The 12,240-nt window shown below is 70.2% G+C and carries 11 protein-coding genes and 1 tRNA gene; 3 read left to right on the forward strand and 9 right to left on the reverse strand.

Translation table 11 applies throughout. The features are described 5' to 3' along the window. Positions 1-24: 24 nt before the first annotated feature. The gene (locus tag KGA65_RS08625) at positions 25-930 is read right to left on the reverse strand and encodes a dienelactone hydrolase family protein (protein ID WP_225862745.1); all 906 of its coding nucleotides are present in this window, start codon (positions 928-930) and stop codon (positions 25-27) included. Positions 931-1,043: 113 nt separating this feature from the next. Between KGA65_RS08625 and KGA65_RS08630 the strand changes: the two genes are divergently transcribed. Then, entirely contained in the window at positions 1,044-2,552 is a 1,509-nt protein-coding gene (locus KGA65_RS08630; RefSeq protein WP_225862746.1) for a Ppx/GppA phosphatase family protein, read from the forward strand. A gap of 6 nt (positions 2,553-2,558) precedes the next feature. Here KGA65_RS08630 and KGA65_RS08635 read toward each other — a convergent pair whose 3' ends face one another. The 4 genes from KGA65_RS08635 to KGA65_RS08650 form a co-directional block, all read right to left on the reverse strand. Further along, on the reverse strand, positions 2,559-2,921 hold the full coding sequence (locus KGA65_RS08635; protein ID WP_225862747.1) for an ArsC family reductase: 363 nt from the start codon (positions 2,919-2,921) through the stop codon (positions 2,559-2,561). A 23-nt stretch (positions 2,922-2,944) separates the two neighbouring features. Beyond that, entirely contained in the window at positions 2,945-4,762 is a 1,818-nt protein-coding gene (locus KGA65_RS08640; protein WP_225862748.1) for an OPT/YSL family transporter, read from the reverse strand. Positions 4,763-5,008: 246 nt separating this feature from the next. Continuing rightward, positions 5,009-5,084 (reverse strand) — tRNA-Lys (locus KGA65_RS08645). A gap of 74 nt (positions 5,085-5,158) precedes the next feature. After that, a complete protein-coding gene (locus tag KGA65_RS08650) occupies positions 5,159-6,862 on the reverse strand; it encodes a cation:proton antiporter (RefSeq protein ID WP_225862749.1) in 1,704 nt (567 codons plus the stop codon). A gap of 439 nt (positions 6,863-7,301) precedes the next feature. Between KGA65_RS08650 and KGA65_RS08655 the strand changes: the two genes are divergently transcribed. After that, on the forward strand, positions 7,302-8,501 hold the full coding sequence (locus KGA65_RS08655; RefSeq protein ID WP_225862750.1) for a porin: 1,200 nt from the start codon (positions 7,302-7,304) through the stop codon (positions 8,499-8,501). Between the two features lie 11 nt (positions 8,502-8,512). Here the strand turns inward: KGA65_RS08655 and KGA65_RS08660 are convergent, their stop codons facing one another. Both KGA65_RS08660 and KGA65_RS08665 read right to left on the reverse strand, forming a co-directional pair. Then, a complete protein-coding gene (locus KGA65_RS08660; protein WP_225862751.1) occupies positions 8,513-9,055 on the reverse strand; it encodes a TlpA family protein disulfide reductase in 543 nt (180 codons plus the stop codon). A 37-nt stretch (positions 9,056-9,092) separates the two neighbouring features. Then, on the reverse strand, positions 9,093-9,464 hold the full coding sequence (locus KGA65_RS08665) for an ArsR/SmtB family transcription factor (RefSeq protein ID WP_310740947.1): 372 nt from the start codon (positions 9,462-9,464) through the stop codon (positions 9,093-9,095). Between the two features lie 155 nt (positions 9,465-9,619). On the opposite strand from KGA65_RS08665, the gene KGA65_RS08670 reads away from it, so the two are divergent. Further along, positions 9,620-10,735 (forward strand): YeeE/YedE family protein, encoded by a 1,116-nt coding sequence (locus KGA65_RS08670; protein ID WP_225862753.1) that lies wholly within the window; start codon positions 9,620-9,622, stop codon positions 10,733-10,735. Between the two features lie 30 nt (positions 10,736-10,765). Here the strand turns inward: KGA65_RS08670 and KGA65_RS08675 are convergent, their stop codons facing one another. Together KGA65_RS08675 and KGA65_RS08680 are read right to left on the reverse strand one after the other, a co-directional pair. Continuing rightward, positions 10,766-11,287, reverse strand: coding sequence for a TlpA disulfide reductase family protein (locus KGA65_RS08675; protein WP_225862754.1), 522 nt, complete (start codon positions 11,285-11,287; stop codon positions 10,766-10,768). Further along, positions 11,284-12,240, reverse strand: a complete 957-nt coding sequence (locus tag KGA65_RS08680; protein WP_310740948.1) for an MBL fold metallo-hydrolase — start codon at positions 12,238-12,240, stop codon at positions 11,284-11,286. Before KGA65_RS08680 ends, KGA65_RS08675 begins: the two co-directional genes overlap by 4 nt.

Consider the following 12,240-nt stretch of genomic DNA (forward strand, 5'->3'; position numbering starts at 1 on the left):
CCCCGGTCCCTCCGGGGTGAGGGGTCAGACCACGCCGTGGTCTTTGAACCAGGCGAGGCAGCGGCCCCAGCCATCCTCGGCATCGGCCCGGCGGTAGCTGGGTCGGTAGTCCGCATGAAAGGCGTGCGGCGCGTCGGGATAGACCACGAAGCGGGAAGCCCGTGCGGCGGCGTTGCCCTGGGCCAGCGCCTTTTTCATGGTCTCCACCGTGTCGAGGGGAATGCCGGTGTCCTGGCCACCATAAAGGCCCAGCACCGGCGCCTTCAGGTCGCCGACCAAGTCCAGTGGATGACGCGGCTGCAGCAGGTTGACCCCGCCGGTCAGCCGACCGTACCAAGCCACCGCGGCGCGCACCGCCGGGCTGTGCTCGGCAAACAGCCAAGTGATACGGCCCCCCCAGCAGAAGCCCGTGATGCCCAGCCGGGCGGTGTCCTGCCCCTGGGCCTTCGCCCAGGCCACGGTGGCATCCAGGTCCCCCATCACCTGGGCATCGGGCACCTTGTAGACGAGCTCGGACATCAGCGCCGCGATGTCGGTGTAGGCGGCCGGGTTGCCCTGGCGCTTGAACAGATCAGGGGCAATGGCGCAATAGCCCAGGTGCGCGAAACGCCGGGCCACATCGGCAATGTGCTCGTGCACGCCGAAGATCTCGCTGATCACCAGCACCACCGGATGGGCGCCCCCGCCTTGCGGCATCGCCCGGTAGGCCGGCATCTGGAAATCCCCCACGGGGATCTGCACCAGCCCCGCCGTCAGGCCCTGCGCGGGCGTGTGGACCACGGTCTGGGCGGCCACCGGCAAGGTCGCCGCGGCAAACCCCAGCCCCACCCCGGCCTGGACCACCGCGCGTCGGCGAGGCGCTCCCTCCTGCCCTGCTGCCTGCTGCAGCAAGGCCTGGGCATCGTCGAACAAAGGTGTGGGATCGGACATGGTGTGCTCTCCTGGCGACAGAGGGGGCGAAGGACTGCTGCCGATTCTAGAAGTCGGGGCCTCGCCCACGGGAACCGCGGGGGCATGTCACGGGCACGGGGCACAATCCAGCCATGCCCATCGCCTTGCCCTCCCCCACCGGCCTGCTGGCCGGGATCGACATGGGGTCGAACAGTTTTCGCCTGGAGATCGGCCACCTGCGCGATGGCCGCTATCGGCGCCACGCCTACCTGAAGGAAACCGTCCGTCTGGGCGCCGGGCTGGACAGTGAAGGCATGCTCACCGCCGACGCGGCCGAACGTGGCCTGACCTGTCTGCGTCAGTTCGGCCGCAACCTGGGCGGTTTTCATCCGCTGCAGGTGCGCGCCGTGGCCACCCAGACACTGCGCGAAGCCCGCAACCGGGATGCCTTTCTGCACCAGGCCCAGGCCGCGCTGGGCTTCCCGATTGAGGTGATCTCCGGCCGCGAGGAAGCCCGCCTGATCTATGCCGGCGTGGCCCACCTGCAGCCCTCCTCCCAGCCGCGGCTGGTGGTGGACATCGGCGGCCGCTCCACCGAACTGATCCTCGGCCTGAAGCGCCAGCCGCTGGAGGCCGAGTCCTTCCGCGTCGGCAGTGTCAGCCTGTCGATGCGCTACTTCCCCGACGGCCGCTTCACCGCCGAAGGCTTTCGCGCCGCGCAGATCGCGGCCGGGGCGGAGTTCGAGGAGGCCCTGGCGCCGTTCGAGCCGTCCCGCTGGGACCATGCGCTCGGCTCCTCGGGCACGGCCGGTGCGGTGTCGGACGTGCTGCAGGCCTGCGGCGAGACCGATGGCAGCATCACCCCTGATGGCCTGCGCTGGTTGATGAAGCAGTGCATCGAGGCCGGCTCGGCCGACCGCCTGGACCTGCCCGGCCTGAAGCCCGACCGGCGGCCGGTGCTGGCCGGCGGCCTGGCCATCCTCTACACCCTGGCCACGCATTTCGACATCGCAGCCCTGCGCCCGGCCAAGGGTGCCCTGCGCCAGGGCGTGATCGTGGACCTGCATGACCGGCTGCTGGCCCGCCAGCGCCAGCATGGCGGCGACCTGCGCGAGGACAGCGTCAAGGTGCTGCAGCAGCGCTTTGGCGCCGACCCGGAACAGGCCCAGCGGGTGGCCCAGCTGGCCACCACCCTGTTCCGGATGGTGGTCCCGCAGGACAGCGGCGAAGACGAGCTGACCGAACTGCGCTGGGCCGCGCTGCTGCACGAGATCGGCCAGATGGTGTCCCACCACGACCACCACCGCCACAGCGCCTACCTGCTGGGCCATGTGGATGCGGCCGGCTTCTCGCAGAGCCAGCAGCGTCGGCTGGCCGATCTGGTGCTGGGTCAGCGCGGGGGCCTGCGCAAGCTGGAGGCCCAGGTCAGCAGCGAGCTGATGCTGTGGCAGTTGCTGTGCCTGCGTCTGGCCGTCATCGGCTGCCATGCCCGCACCGATGTGCCGGCCGCGGCGCTGAAGCTCCAACGCCAGGGCCGCATCGCCCGGCTGGTGCTGAAGAAGGACTGGGCCGAAGCCCACCCCCGCACCGTGCATCTGCTGGAAGAGGAAGAAAGCGCCTGGGGCCGCTCCGAGCTGCCGCTGACGCTGCACATCGCCTGAGGCCGCTCAGCCCAGCCGGGCGTCCCAATCGCTGGCAGAGAAACCGACCGTCACCGCCCCGTCCGGCCACTCCACCACCGGACGTTTGATCACGCTGGCCTGCTCACGCATCAGCGCCATCGCGCTGGCGGCATCGGTCACGGCGGCCTGTGCGGCCGGATCCAGCTTGCGCCAGGTCGTGCCCTGCCGGTTCACCAGCGGCGTCCAGCCCACGGCCGCCACCCAGGCCGACAGATGGTCGGCCGGCACGCCCTGCTTCTTGAAGTCATGGAACTGCACGGCCACGCCCTGCTCGGCCAGCCAGGTGCGGGCCTTCTTGACGGTGTCGCAGTTGGGAATGCCGTAGAGGGTGACGGTGCGCTGGGTCATGGCCGGACAAAAGGGCAAGGGAATCAGCCCGCCAGTGTAGCCAGCAGGCCGATCACCCCCAGGCCCAGGGCAGCCAAGGCGTCGCCGGCGATCAGCCCACCGCCGATCAGCGAGGTGCTGCTCATGTCGGCCGGCAGTTCTTCTTCGCCCGGTGCCGGCTTCTTCTGCGGCAGCGCATTGATCAGGCTGGAGATCACGCCACCCAACCCGAACCAGACCGAGGTGCTGAGGTTCAGGAAGCCGCCGAAGGACCAGGCGTAGGGCGACGGCAGCACCACCGCGTCGAGCAGGAAGTCCGTCGACTGGCCCAGCTTGCCGCCAGCCACGAAACGCTGGTAGCCCGCCCGGGACTTGATGATCTTGCGCAGCAGCTCCACCCCGAAGCCCAGGCCGACACCGATCCAGATGGCCGTGCGCTGGTAGGGCTTGTCCTCGGTCAGGCTGCGCAGCACGCCCACCAGCTTGTAGGTCATCGCCGCGCTCCAGTTGGCCGGCTGCTCGCTGCCCTTCATGATCGTCTGGTCCAGCTGCAGCACCGGGTAGGCGGCCATGAACAGGCGGGCAAAACCCACCGCCAGCACCGCCCCGACGAGGATGCCCAGCACCTGGTAGCGGAACTGCAGCGCCCGGTTGGTGCCCAGGCGCCAGCCGGTGGAGCGATCCTGCTGCATGTCGCCGGCCACCGCGACGGCCGTGAGCAGCACGGCCCCCGCCATCAGGCCGATCACCGGGTCCTTCAGGCCGACCGAGGCCATGATGACCACCGCCACCACGAAGGCCGAGGAGATCGGCGTCGAGTCGCTGATGCCCAGCGCGATGCCGTTGACCAGGCCGAATACGAAGACCAGCGCGATCGCGATCAGCAGGTACTTGAAGGGCTGGCCCAGCACGAAGTGACCGCACAGCGCCACGCCGATGCCCCAGAACGCCACCCAGGCCAGCACCCGACCCATGCGGATGCGCTGCCAGTCCTGCTGCGGTGCCGCCTCGCGGGCGGGCGCGCGGCCCTGCAGGCGCTGCACGGCCTCACGCAGGATCAGGCTGATGTCGATCAGCGCCGCGCCCATGATGGTGCCCAGCGCGATCAGGAACATGATCTTGCGCGGCGGATCGCCCTCGTGCAGCCAACCGATCGACAGGAAGTACGGCGACAGGGCCAGACCGGTCAGGCCGGCTACCACGGCCGGAATGCCGATGCGCGCGCCCACGACCAGCCCGGCCCCCAGTGTGGAGGTGGACAGTTCCAGGGCGGCCACCGCCGCGATCTTGGCCGCGCCAATGCCGCCGGCCAGCCCGAGGGCGATGCCGCCGCCCAGGCGACCGACCGATTGACGCAGCAGCCGCGGATCGGTCAGCGCGCGCAGGATGTTGGCCACCGCCAGGCCCGACGGGAAGGTCAGTTGCAGGCGGTCGACCACGATGGGGGTGTAGAGCATGCCCACCCCCGCGCCGAACATACCGATGCACAGCATGTAGAGCATCAGCTGCCACACCGGCGGCTGCGGCAGGCCCATCCAGACCATGGCCTGGATCAGCACGCACATCGCGCTCATGCTGGCCACCGAGGCGGCCGCCGTCTGGATGAAGTTGGCGCCATGCTTGCCCTCGGCCCCATAGCCGAAGGTGACCACCGAGCCCAACAGGCCGGCCAGCACCTGGCCGCCGACGAAGAAGCCGACGGCGAAGTTCATGTAGGCGGCGGTGACCCCGCCCAGGGGCCCCAGCACCAGGATGCCCAGGGCACCCAGCAGCGCGTGGTATTTCCAGGTGCCCTGGCGTGGCAGCCAGGCCCAGCGTTGTCCGTCCGGGGTTCCGGCGGCGGGAGAAGACAGGGTCGTCATCGGGTCAATGCAGCAAAACGGCGGGTGGCCGACAGCCCGGCGGACCCGGCACTGGAACCAGGGTGTGTTCCACGGGCCGCCAGGGGCAAAAGCCCTGGAGTGTCGGACGAAGCCGACTGGCGCGCCAGGGTACCAACCTGGGGACAGCCAGAACCATGCCAGCCCCCTGCACCCCAACCACCAAGCCCCCCGAAGCCCAAATGCAAAAAAGGACCGGCCTCACGGCAGGTCCTTTTTCAGGAAAGTTGGTGGGCCCTGAGTGACTCGAACACTCGACCAACGGATTAAGAGTCCGCTGCTCTACCAACTGAGCTAAGAGCCCTTCATGTCGATGGGTGCCATCGACTGAAGCTCACATTCTAGCACCGAAGTTTTGGCTTCTGCAAGCACCGCCGGTCAAGACGCCGCAACCCCATCGTCGCGCCGGAGCCGGTCCATGGTCCGCTCGAACAGCACCGTGGCCAGGGCCTCGCGGGGCTGGATGGCCGAGCTCACCCCGGCTTCCTGCAGCAGCGCGGCTTCGGCATCGTTGTGGGCCCGCGCCAGCACCGGCAGATCCGGCTGCAGCGCATGGGCGGTGCGGATCATCGCGCAGGTGTCGGTGGTGTCCGGGGCCGTGACCACCAGCAGCCGCGCCTGGTGCAGATGGGCCTGGATCAAGGTCTCCGGCTCGGCCGCATCGCCAGCCACCGCCGACAGACCGCTGGCTCGCAAGGCCTCGACCCGCTCGCGTCGCTGCTCGACCACCACACAGGGCACATCATGGGCCACCAGCGCCTGCACCAGCTGGCGCCCCACCGCACCGTAGCCCACCACCACCACCTGGCGCGCCAGGTAGCGCTCGGCCGTGCTGGCCGGCAACTCAGCCAACGGGTCGGGCCGGGCATCCAACGCCCTCGCCCAGCGTGAACGGGCCCGCACGGCCCGCCGCAGCGGCTCCACCATCGAAAACAGCACCGGGTTGAGCGCGATCGACAGCAAAGCCCCGGCCACGACCAGGCTCTCCGCCTCGGGGGGCACCACCTGCAGCGCGGCGCCCAGGCCGACCAGGATGAACGAGAACTCGCCGATCTGCGCCAGGCTGGCCGCCACGGTCAGCGAGGTCTTCAGCGGATAGCGCAGCAGCAGCACCAGCGCCATCGCGGCCATCGACTTGCCCACCATGATCACGGCCGCCACCGCCAGCACCTGCAGCGGCCGCTCCAGCAGCACCCTGGGGTCGAACAGCATGCCGACGGAAACGAAGAACAGCACCGCAAAGGCATCGCGAAACGGCAGCGACTCCTCGGCCGCCCGGTGGCTGAACTCCGACTCCCGCAGCACCAGCCCGGCAAAGAAGGCCCCCAGCGCAACCGAAACCCCGAAAAAGGCCGACGCCCCGTAGGCGATGCCCACCGCCGCGGCGATCACCGCCAGCGTGAACAGCTCGCGCGAGCCCGTGCGGGAGATCTGCCAGAGCAGCCGCGGCAAGACCTTGCGGCCCACCAGCAGCATCAGGGCCACGAAGGCCCCCACGGCCAGCAGGGTGCGCAGCACTGTCCACCCCAGGGACGGCCCGCTGTCCTCGCCGGCCGGCGCCCCCACCGTGGCCAGGCCCACCAGCGGGGGCAGCAGCACCAGCACCAGCACCATCGCCAGGTCTTCCACCACCAGCCAGCCCACCGCGATGCGCCCCTCGTGCGAATCGAGCGCGCCGCGGGCTTCCAGCGCCCGCAGCAACACCACTGTGCTGGCCACGGACAGCGCCAACCCGAAGATCACCGCCCCGGCCACCGGCCACCCCCAGGCCCAGGCCAGACCGGCACCCATCGCAGTGGCCACCCCCATCTGCACCACCGCGCCCGGCACCGCCACCTTGCGCACGGCCAGCAGGTCGGCCACGGAGAAATGCAGACCGACGCCGAACATCAGCAGCATCACGCCGATCTCGGCCAGTTGCGAGGCCAGGCCCATGTCGGCCACATAGCCCGGCGTGTGCGGCCCCAGCGCCATGCCGGCCACCAGGTAGCCCACCAAGGCGGGCAGGCGCAGACGCAGCGCGACGAAGCCCAGCAGCAGGGCCAGGCCCAGCGCGGCGGCCAGGGTGACGATAAGAGGCATGTGAGGGTGCATGGGCAAAGGCGAATGAAGAGAGAGAAGACACGGGACACCGTTCGCGCAGACACCCGCACGCACACGGTGGGAAACACAAGGGGCCGGTGAGTTCCATCCCACCGACGCCGCAGGCCACGGTCGGGATTTACACCGAGACACGATCCGCCGGCCACCGTCCAGGCCACGACACCGCCGGCATCACGTCGCGAAATGGCGCGCCGCCCCAGGGCGGCCCCGAATGGACAAGCCGCCGCTGGCACACACCCACCCCGTTTGTATCAGGCCCGGCTGTTCCGGCTTGCGACGCCGCGCGCCCAGCGCGCCGGGTTAACCCCCGAAAAACCGTCCCCGAGCCGGAGGGAGCGGGTGGCATGGAACTGGCGCCAGGGCCGGGGCACCTGCCCCAGCGCAGGGGACAACCCACCCATTCGAACGGAGACACACCATGCACACCACCCCCCTGGCCCGTGGGGCCATCCTCACGCTGCTGGCCAGCGCCGGCCTGTCGGCCCACGCTGTCGGCTTCACCCAAGGCGATGTGACGCTGGACATCAACGGCACGGTCAACGGCTTCTACCTGAACCGCGAGGACAAGGTCACCGACAAGGCCACCGGCACCGAGACCAGCTCCACCAACAGCATGGTGTCCAACGGCCTGCTGCCGGGCTGGCTGAACTTCGTGGCCACGGCCAAGGCGGCGGACCAGGACATCAAGGTGCACTTCGGCTTCGCGCCGGGCATCGTCAACAACTCCACCGTCGTCGGCCTGCCCGATGGCGCCGCCGGCAACACGCCCGGCGCCTACTCGCAGATCGACACCCGCAACGTCTACTTCCAGTTCGGCAACGAGGGCTGGGGCCACCTGAAGCTGGGCCGCGACATCGGCCTGTTCGCCCAGGACGTCGTGCTGTCGGACATGACGCTGCTGGGCGTGGGCGGCACCTCGAATGCGGCGATGCCGTTCAACACCACCTTCGGCATGATCGGCCACGGCTACATGTACACCGGCTTCCAGCCGCAGATCAGCTACAACACCCCCAAGCTCAACGGCCTGCAAGGGGCGATCGGCATCTTCCAGCCCAGCAAGTACGCCGGTGACGAGACCAAGTCACCCAGCCTGCAGGCCAGCGCCAGCTACAGCTGGGAGGGGGCCGCCCCGGGCAAGATCTGGACCGGCCTGGTGCACCAAAGCACCAGCTGCTCGGGCGGCAGCTGCACCACCGAACCCTTCACCGCGCAGGGCTACGAGCTGGGCGTGAAGGCCGGCCTGAACGGCTTCGAAGGCGTGCTCTACGGCTTCAAGGCCAAGGGGCTGGGCCTGTCGACCATCGGCGCCCAGTTCCTGGGCGGCAGCGATGGCGCCGGCCAGCGCACCGACTCCAAGGGCTACCTGGCCCAGCTGACCTACAAGCTGGGTGACACCAAGCTGGGCGTCAACTACGGCCAGAGCACCGACGAGAACGGCGCCACCGCGGCCGTCTTCGGCGGGCCGAAGAACGTGCGCAAGGCGTTCACGCTGGGCGTCTATCACACGCTGAACAAGTACATCACCCTGGTGGGCGAGTTCAACCACGAGAAGCAGACCAACGATGCCACCGACTCCAAGGTGCGCACCCTGTCGGTGGGCGGCATCGTGTTCTTCTGAACCCGCCCGGTTCAGAGAAAGCGCGCCAGCGCCTCGACGTCCTCGGGAAAGAGCTGCCCGGTTTCCGCGGCAGTCACCCGGCCATCGCGCCCACGGGCGATCGTCACCGGCAAGCCCTTGGGCTTGGGCAGCGCACGGGCCACCTCCCCGGCCAGCAGGCCACAAGGGAAGGTGTAGCCCTTGCGGGCCCGGTCGGCGATGGCATCGGCCGCCTGCGCGTCGATGGACAGGCCCAGCACCAGCAACCCGTGCGGACGCTGGGCCTGCCAGAGCTTCTCCATCCAGGGTGTCTGCTGAGCGCAGAACGGGCACCAGCTGGCCCAGTAGTACAGCACCAGCACCTGCCCCTCGGCCTGCGCCGCGCGGAACACACCGCCTTCGAGCAGCGGCACATCCATGAGCCGCAGCGGCGCCCCCACGGTGGCCCAGGGGGCCGCGGGTGATGGCGCGCCCCGGGCCCAGCCCGGCGTGGCAGCGGCCACCGTCAGGGCCTCTTGCAGCCAACGGCGGCGGCCCGCGTCCAGCCCGCTCGCGGGCCTCGTCGTGTCATCCATGTCCGGCCTTTCGGAAGGAAGCGCCGGGCGCCGGCGTTCAGACCCGGCGGCCCCCGAGCAACTGCTCTTCGGTGGGCAGCTCGCCCACATCATCGAGCTCGATCGCGATCTGGGTGCAGACGGCCCGGCACAACTGGGCCACCCGCTCGCTCTGCAGTCGGTAGAACACCTGCGTGCCCTCGCGGCGGCGCCCCAGCACCCCCGCGCGGTACAGCGTGGAGAGGTGCTGTGACATGTTGGGCTGGGTGGTGTTGATCTCGCCGAGCAGTTCGGAGACGTTGCGCTCGCCGTTGCACACGGCACTGATGATCTTCAGACGCACCGGGGTGGACAGCAGGCCGAACAGCTCCGCCGCGCTCTCGAACACCCGGTCCTGATCATTCGTCTCGGCCACATTGACCTCTGCCATGGAATCCTCCATCACTCTATCAGCAGATGCGCACACACCAAGAGGCGGGCCCAGTCCACCACGGTAAGGGCCCTGCCGCCTCGGGCATTCCACCGTGGCCGGCCGGGCCGGCCCCCTGCACAATCGGCCTCACCTCAGGAAAGCCCGTGCCCCCCATGACGGATGTCGACATCGCCCGCCTGGCCACCCAGGTGCTCTGGGCCGCCTTCGGGTTGGCCCTCGTCTTCGGCTTCATCGCGCACCGCAGTCGCTTCTGCACCATGGGCGCGATCGCCGATGTCTCCAGCATGGGCGACTGGGAACGGGCCCGCATGTGGGCCCTGGCCGCGGCCGTGGCCACGCTGGGCTTCAACGGCATGGTGGCCCTGGGCTGGATCGAGGCCCGCCAGTCGATCTACGCGGGCACGCGCCTGCTCTGGCTGTCCTCCCTGGTGGGGGGCGGCCTGTTCGGCGTCGGCATGGTGCTGGCCTCGGGCTGCGGCAGCCGCAACCTGGTGCGGCTGGGCGGCGGCAACCTCAAGTCGCTGGTGGTGCTGCTGGTGATGGCCGTCACCTCGTTCGCCACGCTCAAGGGCCTCACCGCCGTGCTGCGCGTGGCAACCGTGGAGCGGCTGTTCGTGGACCTGCCCGCTGGCCAGGACCTGCCCTCGCTGCTGGCCCAGGCCGGCGGCGCCAGCGTGCCCCGGACGGCCGCGGTGCTGGGGCCGCTGGTGGCGCTGCTGCTGGGCGGCTGGGCACTGTGGCGCCCCGAGGGTCGCCGGCCTGCGGCCCTGCTGGGCGGCCTGGGCATCGGCGCGGTGATCACGGCGGTGTGGTGGGTGTCCGGCGTGCTGGGCTATGTGCCCGAGGACCCGCAGACGCTGGAGCCGACCTTCCTGGCCACCAACAGCCACCGCATGGAGGCGCTGAGCATGGCCTCGCCGCTGGCCTATGCGCTGGACTGGCTGCTGTTCTTCAGCGACCAGTCCAAGACCCTGACGCTGGGGATCGTCTGCGTGGCCGGCGTGCCGCTGGGCGCGGCCGCCTCGGCCCTGCTCGAACGCAGCTTCCGCTGGGAGGGCTTCGGCGGCCCGCAGGACCTGGCCCTGCACCTGGTGGGCGGCAGCCTGATGGGGGTGGGCGGCGTGGTGGCGATGGGCTGCACCATCGGCCAAGGCGTGTCGGGGCTGTCCACCCTGTCGCTGGGCAGCGGGCTGGCCGTGGCCGGCATCGTGGCCGGGGGCCTGCTGGGTCTGCGCTACCAGCGTTGGCGCATCGAGCGCATGGGCTGAGGCCGCCATCCGCATCGTTTGTCCGCAGCCTCAGTGGCCCACCGGGGCCGGTGCGGCGGCCCGCTGCGCCAGTTCCGTTACATCGGCCTCGCTCATCTCGCCGGGGATGCACTGGCGCAGCCGGCCATCGGCGTTGAGCACGCAGGTCATCGGCACCACCCGGCGCGGCGTGAAGCGCCCCCGCAAGCCCACCTCGTCGCGCACGATCGGGAACCGCCAGCCCCGCGTGGCGGCCAGCTGCCGCGCCCCCTCGGCATCGCCGCCCTCCACCACGCCCAGCACCTGCAGGCGCCGCGGGTCCACCGTCGCATGGAGCTGCGCGACCCGGTCGTTGTGGCGCTTGCAGTAGCCGCAGTCGGTCGACCAGAACACCACCACGGCCGGCACGCCGGCCCAGCGCGTGGACGGCAGGACCTGCCCGTTCAAGGTGGTGAGGGCGGGCCAGGCGATGGAGGCAGCACCTTCCTGGGCCACGGCGGGCCAGGTCGACCAGGTCAGCGCGGTGCACAGCCACCAGGCGCCGAGCGGACGAAGGCGGCCTGCCCCGCTCATCGCCCGGCCTGCTCCATCAGCAGGTAGGTGTTGTAGGCGTTGATGCGGTTGGCCACACCGAACAGCGGCAGGTGCTCGAAGGCGGACCAGTCGGTGCGGGCGTAGGCGTCCTCGAAGGGCTCGAGGTTGGCCGCCGCCTCCGCCATGCTCTTGCGCAGGTACTGCAGGTAGTCGCGCGTCAGGGTCAGGTCGGCCAGGGGCTCGCGCGAGAGCGCCCCGTGGCCGGGCACGATGACCGCCGGCTTCAGATCGATCAGGCCGCTGAGCGCAGTGATCCAGGCCTGGCTGTCGGCCGTGCCCACATAGGGCACCCGGCCGCGGAACACCAGATCACCCGCGAACAGCACCCGGCTGCTTTCGACGAACACCGACAGGTCCTCGGGCGTGTGAGCCGGGCCGACATGGCGCAACTGCAGGCGCTCGCCGCCCACGGTCAGCGTGGTGTCGGCGTCCAGCCAGCGGTCGGCCGGCACCAGATGCGTCCTCGCGTCCACCCAGGGCGCCAGTTCCTGCCGACTGGCCTCGAGCCGGCGCTGGGCCGTCTCGGAGTTCAGGTACTCGCGCCCCTCCTGCCGGGCGATGATGGTCGCGCCCTGCGCCTTGAACACCTGCAGGCCATAGATGTGGTCGGCGTGGTAGTGCGTGACGATGACGAAGCGCACCGGCTGATCGGTGACGCGGCGGATGGCGGTCAGCAGTGCCCGCGCCAGGTCGGGGGAGCCCAGGGCATCGACCACCGCCACGCCGTCGCGGGTAACGATGAACCCCGCGTTGGAGATGAAGTTGCGGTTGGCCGGCGAGCCCAGCGCCGCCTGGCCCTGCACGAACCAGACGTTGTCGGCCACCTGCTGCAGCGGCAGCGGCGCGACCGCCTCCGGCGGGGTGGCCTGGGCGGTGGCCGCCGTGGCCATCAGCCCGCCCACCGCCAGCCCGCACAGCAGACGCGCCCACAT

This window comes from Ideonella benzenivorans, from assembly GCF_020387415.1.
GTDB lineage: Bacteria > Pseudomonadota > Gammaproteobacteria > Burkholderiales > Burkholderiaceae_C > Ideonella > Ideonella benzenivorans.

What these genes read in the sequence shown, in the direction of transcription:
- KGA65_RS08640 (WP_225862748.1), bottom strand. Translation starts at nt 4,762, where the DNA reads ATGACGACCCTGTCTTCTCCCGCCGCCGGAACCCCGGACGGACAACGC.
- KGA65_RS08650 (WP_225862749.1), bottom strand. Translation starts at nt 6,862, where the DNA reads ATGCCTCTTATCGTCACCCTGGCCGCCGCGCTGGGCCTGGCCCTGCTG.
- KGA65_RS08670 (WP_225862753.1), top strand. Translation starts at nt 9,620, where the DNA reads ATGACGGATGTCGACATCGCCCGCCTGGCCACCCAGGTGCTCTGGGCC.
- KGA65_RS08660 (WP_225862751.1), bottom strand. Translation starts at nt 9,055, where the DNA reads ATGGATGACACGACGAGGCCCGCGAGCGGGCTGGACGCGGGCCGCCGC.
- KGA65_RS08625 (WP_225862745.1), bottom strand. Translation starts at nt 930, where the DNA reads ATGTCCGATCCCACACCTTTGTTCGACGATGCCCAGGCCTTGCTGCAG.
- KGA65_RS08665 (WP_310740947.1), bottom strand. Translation starts at nt 9,464, where the DNA reads ATGGCAGAGGTCAATGTGGCCGAGACGAATGATCAGGACCGGGTGTTC.
- KGA65_RS08655 (WP_225862750.1), top strand. Translation starts at nt 7,302, where the DNA reads ATGCACACCACCCCCCTGGCCCGTGGGGCCATCCTCACGCTGCTGGCC.
- KGA65_RS08630 (WP_225862746.1), top strand. Translation starts at nt 1,044, where the DNA reads ATGCCCATCGCCTTGCCCTCCCCCACCGGCCTGCTGGCCGGGATCGAC.
- KGA65_RS08675 (WP_225862754.1), bottom strand. Translation starts at nt 11,287, where the DNA reads ATGAGCGGGGCAGGCCGCCTTCGTCCGCTCGGCGCCTGGTGGCTGTGC.
- KGA65_RS08680 (WP_310740948.1), bottom strand. Translation starts at nt 12,240, where the DNA reads ATGTGGGCGCGTCTGCTGTGCGGGCTGGCGGTGGGCGGGCTGATGGCC.
- KGA65_RS08635 (WP_225862747.1), bottom strand. Translation starts at nt 2,921, where the DNA reads ATGACCCAGCGCACCGTCACCCTCTACGGCATTCCCAACTGCGACACC.